Genomic DNA, 15,569 nt, shown 5'->3' with positions numbered 1-15,569 from the left:
TCGCGCAGCGGGGTGGGTGCCCGCCGGGCACGCCCTCTAGTGTGGGTGCGAGCCGGTCCGCCCACCGACAGCGAGAGACACCCCCATGAGCGACACATCGCTGCCCCCCGGGGCATCGTCCCCCCGCGACCACGGACGCGACGACGACCGCGACGGCGGCCGCGGGCGGAGCCGCGGGGCGGGGCGCCGGGACCCCCGTCCCGGCGGCGGTCCGGACGACCGCGCCGCCCGGGACCGCCCCCGCCCCCGCGCCGGCGAACCGGACGAGCGGGAGGAACGGGACGGGCGCGACGACGACCGCGAGGAGTCCCGGACACCGCTCCCCGGCGGGGCCAGCAGTTCGACGATGGCCCTGATCCTGCACGCGCTCACGTTCCTGTGCTGCGCGAACTGGCTGTTCGGGGTCGCCGGGATCGTGTTCGCGGTGCGCGCCGCCCACGCGCGCGACCGGGGCCGCCCCGTCCAGGCGGAGACGCTCACCCGCTACTCCTGGTACTGCCTGGGCGCCGCCGGGGTGATGTTCTTCGTGATGCTGGTGCTGACGTTCGTGATGTTCACCCAGGCGGGCTCGTGGATCCAGGGGATCGTCCCGGTGACCAACTACTGACCGGTGTTTGGCGAACCGTGCCGCCGGGCGCCGGGTCCGCGCGCGGCGGGCTGGGTATGCGGCAGTATGGGACGGCCGCGAGGGCGGCTCGGCGACGACGGCCCCCGCGGCCGACGGGAGGCGGACGAGCGGTGATGAGCGGCCAGGGCGGACCCAAGGCCTTCTGGGAGCGCGAGCAGGGCTCCACGCTCGGCTCGGTGCGGCCCCCGGGGCCTGCGGGCCCCCGGACCGCGCCCCCTTCGCGTCCGTCGTCCGGCGGGGCGCCCGACCCACGCTTCGGCCCCCGTCCCGGAACCGGTCCCACGGGCCCCCCGGCCCGGCTGGGGGGAGCGGTCGCGGTCCTGGTGACGGCGCTGCTCAGCCTGGTGGTGCCCCTCCTGGGCCTGTACCTGGGCATGTGGTTCTTCCTCCTCGTGGCGAACCTGCCCGGCATCGGCTTCGGGGTCATGGCGGTCAGGCGCTACCCGGACGCGGCCGAGGTCGAGCGCTACCTCCGGTACGCGTGGGCGTGCAATTTCGCCTACGCCGCGCTGTCGGTGGTGTTCTTCGTCCCGCTCATGCTCCTGGCGGTGGTGATCCTCAGCGTCTGACCGGGCCCGCGGGTCCCGGCGGACCGGCCGCGCGGACCGGTTCCCGGCCCCCGGCGGCGGGCCGGGCCCCGGGCGCCGTCCCTCCCCCGCTCCCGCCGTCCCCGACGGCTCCCCCGTACACCGACACCTCCCGGAGGTCACGACCTTGAGCGAGAACTGGCAGTCCGGTCCCGGCGACCCCTACGCCGGGCAGCCCCCGCAGGGCGACCCCTACGCCGGGCAGCCCCACGACCCCTACGGCAACCCCTATCCGCAGCAGCCCGGCGGCTACGGCGGCCCCGCGGGGTACCCGCCGCCCCCGGGCGGCTACGGCGGCCCCGCCGCCGAGCCCGTCCACCGCCTGGAGCCGTACGCCGCCCCGTACCAGGAGGCCCCGCCCAGCCAGACGAGCGCCATCTCCGCCCTGGTGGTGTCGATCCTCCTCGTGGTGACCTGCTGCGGGTTCCTGGGCGTCATCGGCGTCGTGTTCTCGGCGCTCTCCCTCACGGAGAAGGCCGACCGGGAGAAGGCGCGGCGGCACCTCCGCTACGCCTGGATCTCCAACGGGGTGATCCTGGCGATCATGGCCGTCCTCGCGGGCCTGATCGTCTTCGCCGTCGCCGCCTCCGAGACCTGACCGACCGCGCCGCGCGGGCCGCGCCGGGGCGGCGGACGCGGGTGCGGGCGCGCGGACCCCGGAGGACGCCGTTCCGGCGGCCGGGAACGGGGACGGGCGGGCATTTCGGCGGCAGGGCATGATCAGGGGCCCGGACGCGTTGCACCTGAGGCCGCCCCCCGCCCCGCGAGATTGAAGGTCCGTGTGTCCTGCCTGATCGTCCAGTCCGACAAGACGCTCCTGCTCGAGGTCGACCACGAGCTCGCCGGCGAGTGCCGCCGAGCCATCGCGCCCTTCGCCGAACTGGAGCGCGCACCCGAGCACGTGCACACCTACCGGATCACGCCGCTGGCGCTGTGGAACTCGCGCGCCGCCGGACACGACGCCGAGCAGGTCGTGGACGCGCTGATCCGCTTCTCCAGGTTCCCGGTGCCGCACTCCCTGCTGGTGGACATCGCCGAGACCATGCAGCGCTACGGGCGCCTGCGCATCGTCGGCGACCCCGTGCGCGGGCTGGTCCTGGAGTCCTCGGACAGGGCCGTCCTGGAGGAGGTCGTCCGGGCCAAGAAGCTCAAGGGCATGCTCGGCGAGCGGCTGGACGAGGACTCGGTGGCCGTGCACCCCAGCGAGCGCGGCAACCTCAAGCAGGCGCTGCTGAAGATCGGCTGGCCCGCGGAGGACCTGGCCGGGTACGTGGACGGCGAGGCGCACGCCATCGACCTGGACCAGGACGGCTGGGAGCTGCGCGGCTACCAGAAGGAGGCCGCGGAGAGCTTCCACGCGGGCGGCTCCGGCGTCGTCGTGCTGCCGTGCGGCGCGGGCAAGACCGTGGTGGGCGCGGCGGCGATGGCGCTCACCGGGGCGACCACCCTCATCCTCGTGACGAACACCGTGTCGGTCCACCAGTGGAAGACGGAGCTGCTGCGGCGCACGTCCCTCACCGAGGACGAGATCGGCGAGTACTCGGGGACGCGCAAGGAGATCCGGCCGGTCACGATCGCGACCTACCAGGTGATGGCCGCCAGGCGCAAGGGCGTGTACACGCACCTGGAGCTGTTCGACGCCCGCGACTGGGGGCTCGTGGTCTACGACGAGGTCCACCTGCTGCCGGCGCCGATCTTCCGGATGACGGCGGGCCTCCAGGCCCGGCGCCGCCTGGGGCTCACCGCGACGCTGGTGCGGGAGGACGGCCGGGAGGGCGACGTGTTCTCGCTCATCGGCCCCAAGCGCTACGACGCCCCGTGGAAGGACATGGAGAACCAGGGGTGGATCGCCCCCGCGGACTGCGTGGAGGTCCGGGTGGACCTGTCGGAGTCCGAGCGCCTGGCCTACGCGACCGCCGAGCCCGAGGACCGGTACCGGTTCTGCGCCTCCTCCGAGACCAAGACCTCGGTGGTGCGGCAGATCGTGGAGCGCCACCCCGAGGAGCAGGTGCTGGTCATCGGCTCCTACATCGACCAGCTGGACGAGCTGGGCGCCTCCCTGGACGCCCCCGTGATCAAGGGCGAGACCAGGAACAAGGAGCGCGAGAGGCTGTTCGACGCCTTCCGCTCCGGCGAGCTGCGCACGCTGGTGGTCTCCAAGGTCGCGAACTTCTCCATCGACCTGCCCGAGGCGGGCGTGGCGGTGCAGGTGTCCGGCTCCTTCGGGTCCCGGCAGGAGGAGGCCCAGCGCCTGGGCCGGGTCCTGCGGCCCAAGACCGACGGCCGCGCCGCGCGCTTCTACGCGGTGGTCGCCAGGGACACCCTCGACCAGGACTACGCCGCGCACCGGCAGCGCTTCCTCGCCGAGCAGGGGTACGCGTACCGGATCACCGACGCGTCGGACCTGCTGTCCGGCGAGGAGATCTAGGGCCGGGACGCCGGACGGCCCCCCCGGTGGCACGTGCCCTCCACTTCCGATGATGTGGGCCCCTCACCCCCGGTGATCTTGTACTTACAGCCGATCTCGACGCCGAACCTCGCCATAAGTACAAGATCACGGCAGAGGGGGCGGGCGGGGGCGGGTGGGGCGGGGTGCGGGCGCCCTCTCCGGGGGCGGGCCCGGGCGGCGGGTCCCCGGCACCGTCACCGGGGACCCGCGCTGCCCGACCGGGCCCCGCTCACTCCGAGCGCAGGCCCTCCGGGCGCATGGTCCGCAGCAGCGCGGGCACGGCGAGCAGGGTGGTCAGGGCCGCCACGCCCACGCCCGCACACGCGATGACGAGGGTCTCCACCGGGATGAAGCGCACGGGGAGCCCGGCCACCCTCTGGACCATGACACCGAGGGCGGTCCCGGCCGCCGTGGCCAGCACGATGCCCAGGAGCACGGGCAGCGTGGTCTGCCACACCACCGAGGCCACCAGTGTGCTCCGCCGGGTGCCGAACGCGGTGAGCACCGCGTGTACCCGCCGGCGCTCGCGGACCTGCTCGACCGTGCCCACCACCAGCCCGGCGGCGATCACCGTCAGGCAGGCCAGGGCTCCGGCCACGAGCGCGTCACGGATGTCGGCCATGGCCGGGTTGACCACGGTGGTGATCGGGACGTCCAGGCGCGAGGTCGGGTCCAGGGACCCGACCGTGTGCCTGAGCCCCACCTCCATTCCGGGGGCGGCCGGGTCGGCCCTGATCCAGATCGTGCTCCGGGCGGCGATCTCCTCGGGCACCGCGGCGGCCTCCGGGGTCGCGAGGACGACGTCCCGCGCCGTGTGCCCCACGGCGCTCCAGGGGTGTTCGACCACCTCCCCCTCGAAACCGGAGACCGGGGGCAGCACCCAGGGGCTCGCCGTCGCGTCCTCCCTCGGGCGGACCATGAGGGTGTCGCCGGCTTCCAGACCGGGCAGCGCGCTGAAGACGTCCCCCGGGGAACAGGCGGGCAGGTCGGCCATCTGCCGCAGGACGTCGCAGTCGGCGATCCGGACCGGGACGCCGGTGTCGTCGCCGATCGCGCCCCACACCGTACGGAAGGCCGCGGCCTCCTCGACGCCGGGCACCCGCGCCACGGCCCCGGCGGGGTCGTCGGCGGGGGGCATCCACAGGTCCGCCTGGATCTGGAACCGGGACGGACCGAACTCGTTCTCCGCGTACGCCTCGACGGCGGTGTCCGCGAGCGTCACCGACGCATCGGCCCAGGCGTTCGCGAACAGGCTCTGCAGCGCGATGGCCCCCGCTACGGTCACCACGATGCCGCTGACCGCCCGGGTGGGCCCGCCGCCCGCCGCCGCCAGCCGGCGCTGGGCGAGCTGCAGCGAGAGGGGGCCGCCCGAGGCGCGTCGGAACAGCCGGTCCACCAGCCAGGGCAGCACGGCGGTCGTGCCGAACAGCGCGGCCAGGAGCCCGATCGCCGTCATGGCCAGCCCTCCGCCCCCGGCCAGGCCCAGGAGCCGGCCCGCCTGGAGGTCCATGCTCAGCCAGACCAGGACCACGCCGAGCACCAGGAGCAGCAGACGCCACCACACCCTGGGGCGCGGCCGTTCGGCGCGGCGCACGGTGCCGAGCGGCTCGACCACGACCCCGCGCAGGGAGGCGAGCACCACCCACAGGGCGAGCAGCGGAACCCCGGCGAACACCAGTGCGCCGAGCACGGGGTGCGGTGCCACGTCCCCGGCGTACAGACCGGGCCCCACCCCCACCGTCTCCACGATCGGACGCCCGGCGAGGAAGAGCACCGCCCCGAGCACCAGGCCGAGCCCGACACCGGGAAGGGTCTCACCGGCCGCGACGCGCCGGACGGCCCGGCTGTCGGCCCCCATGAGCCGTAGCGCCGCCAGGCGGCGCTCACGCTGTTCACCGCCGAAGCGCACCGCCGCGCCGAGGAAGACCACGACGGGGGTGAGCATGACGACCACGCCCACCATGCCGAGGAGCACGAAGACCGGCCCCCGCACGACGGGGCCGGGCTCCCCGCCGAACGCGGTGATCCGTATACCGGCGTTCTCCACGGCCAGGTCCCCGCTGCCGAGGTAGTAGGCCAGTTCGTGCGGTCCCCGAAGCCCCTCGGGGCCGATCTCCCCGACGACGGGGTGGTCGAACCGGCTCCGGAGGGCCTCTGCGCCAGGGGCGTCGAGCAGGTCGGCCAGCGCGGGGGAGAGGAGGAGCTCGCCCGGTCCGGGGATCTCGGTCACTCCGGGCGGGAGCGGGGGGTCGGACCCCTCGGCCCGGAGGAGCCGCCCGTGGACCTCCTGCCCCTCGTGGACGGTGGTGGCGATGCCGATCAGCAGGGTGTCGTCGCCCGCCGGGGGCGCCGGGTGGGGGGCCACCTGGTGGTCCATGCGGGCCGCGTTCCGCTCGGACAGGTGGTCCAGGGCGGTCGGCAGGCCGGCGGCCAGGAGCAGCCCGGCGGTGGCCACGCCGACCCCGATCGCCGTGAGGACGCTCCGGAGGACGACCTCCCGGCCGCCGCGCAGGGCGAGCTGCGCGCCCAGCAGGAGTTCGCCGAGGGGGGACGGGCGGTCGCGTTCCGGACCGGTTCCGGCGGGGGCTCGGTCTCGCGGGCTCATCCCGGCCCTCCGACATCGAGGGTGCGGCCGTCCCGGCAGACGACCTCGCGGTCGGCGTAGGCGGCCACCCGGGCCTCGTGGGTCACCACGACCACGGCGGCCCCGGACTCCCGGGCCGCCTCGGTGAGCATGCGGATCACCCGTTCCCCGTTGAGGGAGTCGAGGGCGCCCGTGGGTTCGTCGGCGAACACCACCCGGGGGCGGGTGATGAGGGCGCGGGCCACCGCGACCCTCTGGCCCTGGCCGCCCGAGCACTCGCCGGGGGTCTTGTGCGCGAGCTCGCCCACGTCCAGCCGGTCCAGCCACTCGGCTGCGTCGTGCTCCGCCCGGCGGCGGGGCCGCCCTCCGAGCCGCAGGGGGAGCGCGACGTTCTCCAGGCAGGACAGTTCGGGGACGAGCTGGCCGAACTGGAACAGGAAGCCGAACTCCGAGCGGCGCAGCGCGCTGAGCCGGGTGTCCGAGGCGGCCACCAGGTCCTGCCCGTCGTACTCGATGGACCCGGCGTCCGGCCGTACCACGCCGGCGAGGCAGTGCAGGAGGGTGGACTTCCCCGAGCCGGAGGGGCCCATGACGGCGACGACCTCGCCGGGGTACAGGTCGAGGGAGGCGTCCTCCAGGGCCCGGGTGAGGCCGAAGGACTTGCGCAGGCCCGAGCCGGTGAGCAGGGGAGGCCCCGGGACCTCGGGGAGGCGGCCGGGGAGGGCGCGGGAGGCGGGTCGGCTCATCTGCCGCGCACCTCGTCGGCGAGGTCGTTCAGCCGGGCGGCGGTCAGTTCCAGCCACCGCAGGTCGGCTTCCAGGTGGAACAGTGCGTGGTCGCAGATGAGCTGGTCGGACAGGTCCCCGGCGGTCTTGCGGCGGGTGAGCTCGCGCATCAGGCGCAGGTGCTCGGCGCGCTGGACGTCGAGGATCCCGTCGGCCGAACGGCCGGTGAGCAGGGCGAGCACGACCTTGGTGTACAGGGTGCTCTGGAGGTAGGGCTCGGGGTTCTCCGGCGTGGCGAGCCACTGTTCGACGTCGGTGACCCCGGAATCGGTCACGGTGTAGCGCTTGCGCTCGGGGCCCGCGCCGGCTTCGACCGCCTCCACCTCCACCAGCCCGTGCTTGAGCAGGCGGGAGAGGGTGGCGTACACCTGCCCGTAGGCGAGCGGCCGTTGGCCGCCGAAGCGCTCGTCGTAGGCCCGTTTGAGGTCGTACCCGTGCTGGGAGCGGGTTTCGAGCAGTCCCAGGAATGTCTGGCCGAGAGTCATGCCGGCGACTATACACGCCGCGTATACTCGCTTTGTATAGTTAGACCGCCGGACAGGCCAGCGGGAGCGGAGCGCACCTGCCTACCCCCGATGATCTTGTACTTATAGACGTTCTCGACGCCGAAACCTCGCCATAAGTACAAGATCCCGGCAGAGGGGAGCGGGGGCGGGAGCGGGAGCAGGGGCGGAACCCGGGGCGGGGCGGACGCGGCCTCTCCGGGAGCAGGGGTGGGTCCCGGGGCCGTCAGACGGAGGGCAGCCCGCCCATGACGTAGGTGCCCGCCGCGATGCCCCACGCCACGAGGGAGTAGCTGAGGGTACGGGTGCGCAGCATCCGGTCCCCGCGGACCGACGGGGCGGTGAAGGCCGCCATGAGGAGCGCCATCCCGAGGAGTGCGGGGATGGCGGAGGCCAACGCGAAGAGCTGGGTCTGGGCGGCGCAGGCGGCGTAACCGGCGGTGCCGGGATCACCACAGAACACGTCGTCCCCCGATCGGATCGTTCAGTGCGGGCGGTACTCCCCGACCGTACCGTTTCGGCGGGGGGCGGCTCGCCGTGATGCCGACCGGGTCGCCGTGCGGAGAGGCCCGTCGCCGCACGGGAGGTCCTTCGCCGCACCGGGAGGCGGCCCCCCGCCGCACAGGAGGCCCGTCGCCGCACAGGAGGCCCCTCGCCGCACCGGGGGGCGGCTCACCCTTCCGACCGAACCGAATTCGGTTTTCGCGGGGCGAATGCCGCCCGAGCCCTTTACACGCGAGGCTTCCGTGTCCAATCATGAGGGCAGTCCACCCCCTGGAGGTCCTCCCGTGCCCGACGAGCCCGCCCCCGCCACCGGAACGCCGACCCCCGCCCCCTCCGGACACCGGACGGGGTTCCACACCCTCCGGAACGGCGGCCTGAACTGGGACTCCCTCCCCCTCAGGCTGTTCGCCAAGGGCAACGCCCGCTTCTGGAACCCGGCGGACGTCGACCTCTCCCGGGACGCGGAGGACTGGGAGGGCCTCGGCGGGGAGGCGCGCGAGCGCATCCTGCGGCTGTGCGCGTTCTTCGTGGCGGGCGAGGAGGCCGTGACCGAGGACCTCCAGCCGTTCCTCCGCGCGATGGCGGCGGAGGGCCGGCTCGGCGACGAGATGTACCTGACCCAGTTCGCCTTCGAGGAGGCCAAGCACGTGCAGGCGTTCCGGCTGTGGCTGGACGCCCTCGGGGTGCAGGAGGACCTGCACCAGTACGTCGACGACAACCCGGGCTACCGGGCGCTGTTCCACGAGGAGCTGCCGGGGTCGCTGGAGGCCCTCCTGGACGACCCGGGCCCGCGCAACCAGGTGCGGGCTTCGGTGACCTACAACCACGTCGTCGAGGGCTCACTGGCCCTGACCGGCTACTACGCCTGGAACCACGTGTGCACCGTCCGGAACCTGTTCCCGGGGATGCGGCAGATCGTGCGGCGGATCGGTGACGACGAGCGCCGGCACATGGCGTGGGGCACCTTCACGTGCCGCAGGCACGTCGCGGCCGACGACGCCAACTGGGACGCGGTGCGGGAGCGGCTGGACGAGCTGCTGCCGCTCGTGATGTCGACGGTGGAGCGGGGCGAGGAGTTCCCGGGGACTCCGGGGGCCCGGCGCTACGAGCTGCCGCCGGGCGAGCTGCTGAGGTACGCCGGAGACCGGGCGCTGCGGCGGCTGGGGGCGATCGAGTCCGCGCGCGGGGTGCCGCTGTCGCGGATCGACGTGGACGCCGAACCGGAGGAGCTGGAGGAGAGGTTCGGCGAGGAGGACCGGCAGGCCATGGCCGGGCTGACCGGGGGGTAGGGGCGGGCCCGCGCCTGCCGTCCGCCTCCCGGAGCAACTGCCCCCGCCCCGCTCCGCGAGGGGCCGCGGGGCACGGGGGGCGGGGGACGGCGCGGCGGCGGTCCCGCGCGCCCGGCCCCGGTCGGGGCCGGGCGCGGGGGTCTACCTGCGGTCGAGCAGCCGCCGGACCTCGCTCGCGTAGTACCGGCGCTGCCCGCCGAGGGTCTTGAAGGACGGGATGCGGCCCTGCTTCGCCCACCGCGTGACGGTCTTGGGGTCCACCCGGAACAGCCGGGCCACCTCCGCCGGGGTGAGGACCTCTCCGCCGAGGCCGCTCACCGGGCCTCCTCGGCGGCGCGGCGGCAGCTCCACAGGACGGCCTCCGGCTCGCGCAGCCACACGGACCGGCTCCCCCTCGCGTCGTCCACCGTCAGCCCGAACTCCGCGACGCCCGGCTCCCCCTGCCCGCGCCACCGGGTGAGCGCCTCCTCGAACTCGTCCACCAGGAGCCGGGACCCTCCGCCCTGTTCCACGCGCCCGTCCGGGTGCAGCCGCGCCCACGCCCCGCAGCGGGTGGACACCACCCACATGAACAGGTCGGACGCGCCCGGCTCCCGGCCCATGCCGTGCGCCCAGTCGGGCACGAGCAGCGCCAGGAGGAGGCCGCCCTCGCCGCCGAGGAGGTAGCGGGGGTCCCCCTCCACCCGGGTGGTGCGGTCGGGAACCGCGTCCGCGTCCGGGATCCGCCCGCCGGACCTGCTCTGGCCGCGCGCCCACATGAACGCGAGGCTCCCCTCGAAGCGGCCTTCGGCCGGAAGCCCCCCGCCGCGCTTCTCCAGGACCGCGAGCGCGCCGGACGGCGCGCCCTGGGTGGGCGCCCACGGGGTGACGAGCAGCCCGCGCGGGTGGAGCTGGGCGAGCCACCCCGCCGGGACGTCCGCCACCTGGCACGTGGCGACGACCCGGTGGAACGCCGGAGCGTCGGACAGGCGGGCGTGCTCCGCGTCGGCGTGCACGGTCTCCGGCGCGTACCCGGCGGCGTGCAGCGCCGAGCGGGCCGAGGCGGAGACGGCCGGGTCGATCTCCATCGTGGCCACGCGCTCGTCCCCGACCAGTTCGCACAGCAGCGCGGCGTTGAACCCGGTCCCCGTGCCGATCTCCAGCACCGAGTGGGCGGGCTCGATCCGGGCGGCGGCGAGCATGCGCGCCATGATCGTAGGAGCGGAACTGGAGGAGGTGGGCAGGCCCATGCCGCCCTCCCGACCCTCGTCGCGCTGGGTGGTGAGCGCCTGGTCGGTGTAGGCCGCGCGGAGCCAGGCGTCGGGGTCCTCGGCACGGTCGTAGCGGACGCGGTCCTCGCCCCACACCACGTCGGGCAGGAACTCGTGCCGGGGCACCCGGAGGAACAGCGACGCGATGTGCTCCGGTGCGCCGTCCGCGCGGAGCCGGTCGGCCAGGGCCCGGGCGAGGGGAAGGTGGTCCCTATCAGGAGTGTTCCTCATCAGCGCACCTTCCCCGTGCCGCTGCAACCCGTGCAGGGAACCCAGTCGCCGAGTGCCTTGCCCGGGGTCTGTCCGTCGGTCGTGACGAACTTTCCGCCGACCCCGCTGCACATCGAGCAGTCCTGCTCGGCGCTCGGGCCCCGCCGGTCGGATACGGGAGGTGCGGTGGCTGCGGCCGGGGGTGGGGTTGGGGGTGAGAGTGGGGGTGGAATCGTCGCTGTGGTCGTACCTGTGATCGTCATTGTGGCTGTGGCTGTGGTCATGCTGACCTGCTCTCTGGTCGGTCACCCTCGGGTGACGGTGACGCTGTCGCCGCAGTGGCGGCACCGCATGGTCCGGATGTCGGGGTACCGCGGATCGGCCGGGTCCGCGATGTAGTCGTGCTGGCCGCTGGTGGTCTTCTCGCACCTGGTCCTGCCGTCCACGCCGTGCTCCTCGGGGGAGGTGTGGAAGGGCGCGCCCCGGCCCCCGGTCGGGGCGCGCCCGGTCTCAGAGGGCGGGGACGGCGCGGACGGCCGCCATCCACACGGCGCGCAGGCCCCCGGCCGGGACGCCAGGGCTGCCGGACAGGTCAGGACTGCCGGACCGGGCGGTGGGGACTCGGACAGCTGCCACGGCTGCCCCGGCTGCCGTCTGCGGGACGTCGGCGGGAAGGGTCTCCAGTGGAGACTGCCAGGTCAGCGGGTGCGGATGGGGGTCCGGTCCGGGGACTGTCACCACCCGGGTCACGGGCCCCCGGCGGGCCGCGTAGACCGCGTGCCCCTGCAGGTCGGGCCCCAGGTAGGTGACGGCCGCCCCGTGGGCGGTGGCCCACGCGGTGAGCGCCGCCATGGTCGGAAGCTCGCGGAGATCGCACACCCGGGTCATGCGGCCGCCCCCCGCTCCTCGTCCTGCCGAGCGATCGCGATCAGCACGACCAGGCCACGCTGTGAGGCGTCGACGCGGCGACGACGCGCGGCCAAGGGGATCACAGGCGCGAGGCCGTCCACACGCGGGCGCTTCGGCAGGGGCGTCGTCGCCTGAAGGTCGGTTCGGCTGCTCGGCCAGACGATCGGGATGGGCCCGGTGACCACGTGCGGGCGGGGCGGCTGAGAGATGTGCCGGTCGATGTAGCGGCGGCCACGGGCTCCGCGCCGACGCACAGCGTGCGCGGGGACGCGGGCACGAAGGCCCAGCACAGACATGAGAGGCACCAGAAGGCGCACAAATATGGACATAGGGATGCTCTCGCTTCTCTTCGTGTTAACGAGATCACTGCAGGTGATTCGATAGTGCACGAGAAGTAGGCTCCTCACAAGCGAATCTACGAGATTCTCTCAAAAATACGGCGCTAGCATTGCCCCATGCGATCCCCTACCTACTCGCCAACCGTGCGCCGACGACGACTCGGAATGCAGCTCAGACGTATGCGCGAGGCTGCTGGCCTGACCGGTTCCGAGGCTGGGGAGCGTGCCGGGATCTCCCGTGCCGCTCTCGGGAAGATCGAGACAGCTGAGACTCGACGAGTGCCCGCTCGTCAGGTCGCCGCGCTTGCAGAGGTCTACGGAGCCACTCCGGCCGAGACGGACGCGCTCCGCCAGCTGGCTGCGGACGCTGGCGAGCGCGGCTGGTGGTGGAAGTACCGCGACGTGTTCGGCCACGACTCACTACCGGACTTCGAGGCCGAGGCATCCCAGATTCATACCTACGAGACCGCCACCATTCCGGGTCTCCTCCAGATTCCCGAGTACGCCGACGCAATCTTTCGAGGCGGGCCACTCACTGACCTTGAGCACATCCAGCGTCAGGTTGAAGCACGCATGGCGCGTCGCGAGATCTTGCACAGGCACGAGCGCCCAACGCACCTGTGGGCAATCATCGATGAGGCGGCGCTCCGGCGTCCGATCGGTGGTCCTCAGGTGATGCGGGCACAGCTGGAGTATCTGGAACGCATCGGGCAGTATCCGAACATCGACATCCAGGTACTCCCGTTCAGCGTTGGCGCACACCCTGCGCTCGGCATCCCGTACACAGTTTTGGAATTCCCGGAACCCTTGGATCCCACGATCGTGTACACAGACGCGATCGGCAGTGGACTGTTCGAGGAGGACCCCGCCGAAGTTGCCCGCTACTCGACAACCTTCCGCCACCTACAGGCAAGTGCATCGAATACCGTCGAGTCTGCCCAGATCATCGCGGGCATACGAGAAGAGAGCACGGCAGCATGACCACCACACCTGAGTTCCGCAAGTCGAGCTACAGCAACCACAACCAGAACTGCGTTGAGGTCGCAGACCTCCCCGGCGAGCACCTGGTTCGCGACACCCAGAATCGCGACCTCGGACACCTCGGATTCGCCGGGCCGGAGTGGGCGGCGGCCCTCGGTGTCATCCGCACCGACAAGGTCTGACACATCCCACAACGCAAGCAGGCCCCCCGCCCGGGTCCGGGCGAGGGGCCTGTTGCACCTGAGTGCTCTCGCAATAGAGCATCCGAACTGAGTCTATCCGGGACAGACCCGCCCGTTAGGGTTCGGAGGAGATCACTCGCCAGGCCCTGACCGCATCCGGCCACCGATGCCACCACGTCAGCGGGTACACCCAGGAGATGAGCGAACTCGCGCCCCTCCGATCCGGTCACAACGAAGCCATCCCGCAGAAGCTCGTGGACGTTGCCTTCCACAAGTCCAGCTACAGCGACCGCAGCAACTGCGTCGAGGTCGCCTTCCGCAAGAGCAGCTACAGCAATCAGGCACAGAACTGCGTCGAGGTGGCCGACGTCCCGGGCGCGAGTCTGATCCGCGACACCCAGAACAGGGAACTCGGCCATGTCGAATACCCGGCCGACGCATGGGCCGCGTTCCTCGCGGTCGCCGCCTTCCGCAAGTCGTCCTACAGCGCCAACGCGAGCGACTGCGTCGAGGTGGCCGACGTCCCGGGCGCGAGCCTGGTCCGGGACACCCAGAACAGGGAACTCGGCCATCTCGCCTTCCCCTCCTCCGAGTGGCGGGCGCTGCTCGGCACCGCCCGGCGCGAGAAGTAGCCGCACGCGCGTAAGCCCTCGCCCGGCCGGGCGAGGGCTTACGTATGTTCACCCCTCAGCGTCGCGCCAGAGGTCGCGCCGGCCGCGCTCGGCCTCCAGGGCGACACGGCCGAAGGGCTCGGTGCGCCAGTCGCCGTCCCTCAGGTGGTTGGCGTAGAGCACGTCGCCGTCGCGGGAGAGCACGTAGAGGGAGTCCACGAGCCGGTGGGTCTCCAGGAACTCCACCGTGTTGGGCACGCCCAGGTAGAAGCGGTCGTGGTGCGCCTCCGACATGACCCGGCCGAAGCCCTGGTGGGCGCGGGCCCGCGCGTGGCGCTCCGCGATCGCGAAGCGGCTGTTGGAGGAGTGGGTGGCCACGAACGCCACCTCGACCCGGTACCCGGCCTCGCGGAACCCCTCCACCCAGGAGGCCGCCCAGTCGGCACGGCCGAGGGGGTGGCTGCACACGACGTCCGTCCGCCCCGACCGCACGTGCTCCAGGGCGAGCCCGTGCAGACCGGCGACCTGGCGCGCGAGGGAATCCGAGGCGGCCGCGTCGTCGGCGGCCATCGCCCACTCGTAGTCGGGCGCGAGCCTCAGGAGGTCGTCCCCGTCGTAGCTCACGGTGCCCTCCGGCAGGGCGGGCAGGACCAGGCGCTGCAGGGTGGACTTGCCCGCCCCCGGCTGGCCGCCGAGGAGCAGCAGCCGGGGGTGCTCCCGCGCGCCACCCGTGAGGCGGTCGCGCAGGGCCAGGTCGAACAGCGCGCCCAGGTCCGCGTCGTCCAGGACGCGTCCCGGGTCCCGGGGCGTGGCCCCGTCGGGGACCGGCACGGGCTCGGCGCGCAGCGCGGCGACGACGGCGGGCAGTTCCGCGTTGACGGCGTCGACCCCGTCCGGGGAGAGGAACGGCAGGCGCGCCTCCTCCGCCAGGAGCGCCGCGGCCCTCCCCCTCAGTTCGGGCCGGGCGTCCGCGCGGCTCAGGCAGGCCCCGACGGCCGCGCTGTACAGGTTGTACGCCTGTTCGCGGGCCTCCCTGTGGGCGTCGGACTGCGGGGGGATCCCACCGCCTGCGGCGATCTCCGCGAGGAGGGGTCCGGCGGTCGCTCCTGCGGTCCCCGCCGGGGCCGTTCCTCGGGTCCGCGTCTCCATGCCGTCCGTCCCTCCCGGGCCCCGGGGCCCGCACCGTCCGCCGCTGACTGGATGCTAGTGCGTCAGGTCACCCCCGGGGCACGGGTTCGGCGGTTCCCTCCCCGTCCTACAGTGGGCCCATGACCTCGACTCCGCCGGCGCAGCCCGGCTCCCCCGCCGTGATCGACGCCCTGGCCTGGGTGCACGTGAAGGACGGACGGCTGCTGTGCGTCCGTACCGAGGGCGTCGACCGGTTCTACCTCCCGGGCGGCAAGCGCGAGCCCGGCGAGAGCGACGAGGCGGCCGTGGCGCGCGAGGCCAACGAGGAGGTCGGCGTGGTGCTCCGCCCCGGGACCCTGCGCCCCGTGACCGTCATCGACGAACTGGCCTACGACAAGGCGCCGGGAACGCGGGTGCGGCTGGCCTGCTACTCCGCCGAGCACGACGGCGAGCCGGCCGCGGCCAACGAGATCGCCGAGCTGGCGTGGATCGGCTTCGCCGAGCGCGAGCGGTGCGCCCCGGCGGTGCGCCGCCTGGTCGAGCTGCTGCACGCGGAGGGCTCCGTCAGGTGACACCGGCGGGCGCGTGCGTCCGACGATGACACCCCTTACGACCAGGCACGATGCCCCTG

At 73.4% G+C, this 15,569-nt stretch carries 18 protein-coding genes; 9 read left to right on the top strand and 9 right to left on the bottom strand.

Annotation, left to right across the window (positions count from 1 at the left end; all coding sequences use genetic code 11):
- Positions 1 to 85 precede the first annotated feature (85 nt).
- From ACQPYD_RS03065 to ACQPYD_RS03050, 4 genes are all read left to right on the top strand, one after another.
- Positions 86 to 607: a hypothetical protein gene (locus ACQPYD_RS03065; protein ID WP_433699685.1), complete on the top strand. Its 522-nt coding sequence runs from the start codon at positions 86 to 88 to the stop codon at positions 605 to 607.
- Between the two features lie 134 nt (positions 608 to 741).
- Positions 742 to 1,197 (top strand): hypothetical protein, encoded by a 456-nt coding sequence (locus tag ACQPYD_RS03060; protein WP_433699684.1) that lies wholly within the window; start codon positions 742 to 744, stop codon positions 1,195 to 1,197.
- Between the two features lie 145 nt (positions 1,198 to 1,342).
- Complete coding sequence (locus tag ACQPYD_RS03055) at positions 1,343 to 1,813, top strand: DUF4190 domain-containing protein (protein WP_433699683.1); 471 nt, start codon at positions 1,343 to 1,345, stop codon at positions 1,811 to 1,813.
- 183 nt (positions 1,814 to 1,996) lie between these two features.
- Complete coding sequence (locus ACQPYD_RS03050) at positions 1,997 to 3,643, top strand: DNA repair helicase XPB (protein ID WP_433699682.1); 1,647 nt, start codon at positions 1,997 to 1,999, stop codon at positions 3,641 to 3,643.
- Positions 3,644 to 3,893: 250 nt separating this feature from the next.
- Here the strand turns inward: ACQPYD_RS03050 and ACQPYD_RS03045 are convergent, their stop codons facing one another.
- The 4 genes from ACQPYD_RS03045 to ACQPYD_RS03030 form a co-directional block, all read right to left on the bottom strand.
- Positions 3,894 to 6,269: an FtsX-like permease family protein gene (locus ACQPYD_RS03045; protein ID WP_433699681.1), complete on the bottom strand. Its 2,376-nt coding sequence runs from the start codon at positions 6,267 to 6,269 to the stop codon at positions 3,894 to 3,896.
- Entirely contained in the window at positions 6,266 to 6,994 is a 729-nt protein-coding gene (locus ACQPYD_RS03040) for an ABC transporter ATP-binding protein (RefSeq protein WP_433699680.1), read from the bottom strand. The genes ACQPYD_RS03045 and ACQPYD_RS03040 overlap by 4 nt, the downstream gene beginning before the upstream one ends.
- Complete coding sequence (locus ACQPYD_RS03035; RefSeq protein WP_433699679.1) at positions 6,991 to 7,518, bottom strand: PadR family transcriptional regulator; 528 nt, start codon at positions 7,516 to 7,518, stop codon at positions 6,991 to 6,993. The genes ACQPYD_RS03040 and ACQPYD_RS03035 overlap by 4 nt, the downstream gene beginning before the upstream one ends.
- 244 nt (positions 7,519 to 7,762) lie before the next feature.
- Positions 7,763 to 7,999, bottom strand: coding sequence for a hypothetical protein (locus tag ACQPYD_RS03030; RefSeq protein WP_433699678.1), 237 nt, complete (start codon positions 7,997 to 7,999; stop codon positions 7,763 to 7,765).
- Between the two features lie 325 nt (positions 8,000 to 8,324).
- On the opposite strand from ACQPYD_RS03030, the gene ACQPYD_RS03025 reads away from it, so the two are divergent.
- A complete protein-coding gene (locus ACQPYD_RS03025) occupies positions 8,325 to 9,329 on the top strand; it encodes a R2-like ligand-binding oxidase (RefSeq protein WP_433699677.1) in 1,005 nt (334 codons plus the stop codon).
- 141 nt (positions 9,330 to 9,470) lie between these two features.
- Here ACQPYD_RS03025 and ACQPYD_RS03020 read toward each other — a convergent pair whose 3' ends face one another.
- From ACQPYD_RS03020 to ACQPYD_RS03005, 4 genes are all read right to left on the bottom strand, one after another.
- Positions 9,471 to 9,647 carry a BldC family transcriptional regulator gene (locus ACQPYD_RS03020; RefSeq protein ID WP_433699676.1) on the bottom strand — a complete coding sequence of 59 codons (177 nt, stop codon included), beginning with the start codon at positions 9,645 to 9,647 and terminating at the stop codon, positions 9,471 to 9,473.
- Complete coding sequence (locus ACQPYD_RS03015) at positions 9,644 to 10,810, bottom strand: methyltransferase domain-containing protein (protein ID WP_433699675.1); 1,167 nt, start codon at positions 10,808 to 10,810, stop codon at positions 9,644 to 9,646. The genes ACQPYD_RS03020 and ACQPYD_RS03015 overlap by 4 nt, the downstream gene beginning before the upstream one ends.
- Positions 10,811 to 11,094: 284 nt before the next feature.
- Positions 11,095 to 11,235 (bottom strand): hypothetical protein, encoded by a 141-nt coding sequence (locus ACQPYD_RS03010; RefSeq protein ID WP_267947932.1) that lies wholly within the window; start codon positions 11,233 to 11,235, stop codon positions 11,095 to 11,097.
- A 64-nt stretch (positions 11,236 to 11,299) separates the two neighbouring features.
- Positions 11,300 to 11,677, bottom strand: a complete 378-nt coding sequence (locus tag ACQPYD_RS03005; protein ID WP_433699674.1) for a hypothetical protein — start codon at positions 11,675 to 11,677, stop codon at positions 11,300 to 11,302.
- 476 nt (positions 11,678 to 12,153) lie between these two features.
- Between ACQPYD_RS03005 and ACQPYD_RS03000 the strand changes: the two genes are divergently transcribed.
- The 3 genes from ACQPYD_RS03000 (at position 12,154) to ACQPYD_RS02990 (ending at position 13,831) form a co-directional block, all read left to right on the top strand.
- Entirely contained in the window at positions 12,154 to 13,017 is an 864-nt protein-coding gene (locus ACQPYD_RS03000) for a helix-turn-helix domain-containing protein (protein WP_433699673.1), read from the top strand.
- Positions 13,014 to 13,199 carry a DUF397 domain-containing protein gene (locus ACQPYD_RS02995; RefSeq protein ID WP_433699672.1) on the top strand — a complete coding sequence of 62 codons (186 nt, stop codon included), beginning with the start codon at positions 13,014 to 13,016 and terminating at the stop codon, positions 13,197 to 13,199. The genes ACQPYD_RS03000 and ACQPYD_RS02995 overlap by 4 nt, the downstream gene beginning before the upstream one ends.
- Positions 13,200 to 13,396: 197 nt before the next feature.
- Positions 13,397 to 13,831, top strand: coding sequence for a DUF397 domain-containing protein (locus tag ACQPYD_RS02990; RefSeq protein WP_433699671.1), 435 nt, complete (start codon positions 13,397 to 13,399; stop codon positions 13,829 to 13,831).
- Between the two features lie 48 nt (positions 13,832 to 13,879).
- Here the strand turns inward: ACQPYD_RS02990 and ACQPYD_RS02985 are convergent, their stop codons facing one another.
- A complete protein-coding gene (locus ACQPYD_RS02985) occupies positions 13,880 to 14,959 on the bottom strand; it encodes a zeta toxin family protein (protein ID WP_433699670.1) in 1,080 nt (359 codons plus the stop codon).
- Positions 14,960 to 15,078: 119 nt separating this feature from the next.
- On the opposite strand from ACQPYD_RS02985, the gene ACQPYD_RS02980 reads away from it, so the two are divergent.
- On the top strand, positions 15,079 to 15,510 hold the full coding sequence (locus ACQPYD_RS02980; RefSeq protein ID WP_433699669.1) for an NUDIX hydrolase: 432 nt from the start codon (positions 15,079 to 15,081) through the stop codon (positions 15,508 to 15,510).
- Positions 15,511 to 15,569: the final 59 nt, after the last annotated feature.

It is taken from the genome of Nocardiopsis sp. CA-288880, assembly GCF_050955985.1.
Classification (GTDB): Bacteria; Actinomycetota; Actinomycetes; order Streptosporangiales; family Streptosporangiaceae; genus Nocardiopsis; species Nocardiopsis tropica.
Note: the sequence above shows the minus strand (reverse complement) of the source record. Positions and strands in the feature narration are given on the sequence as shown.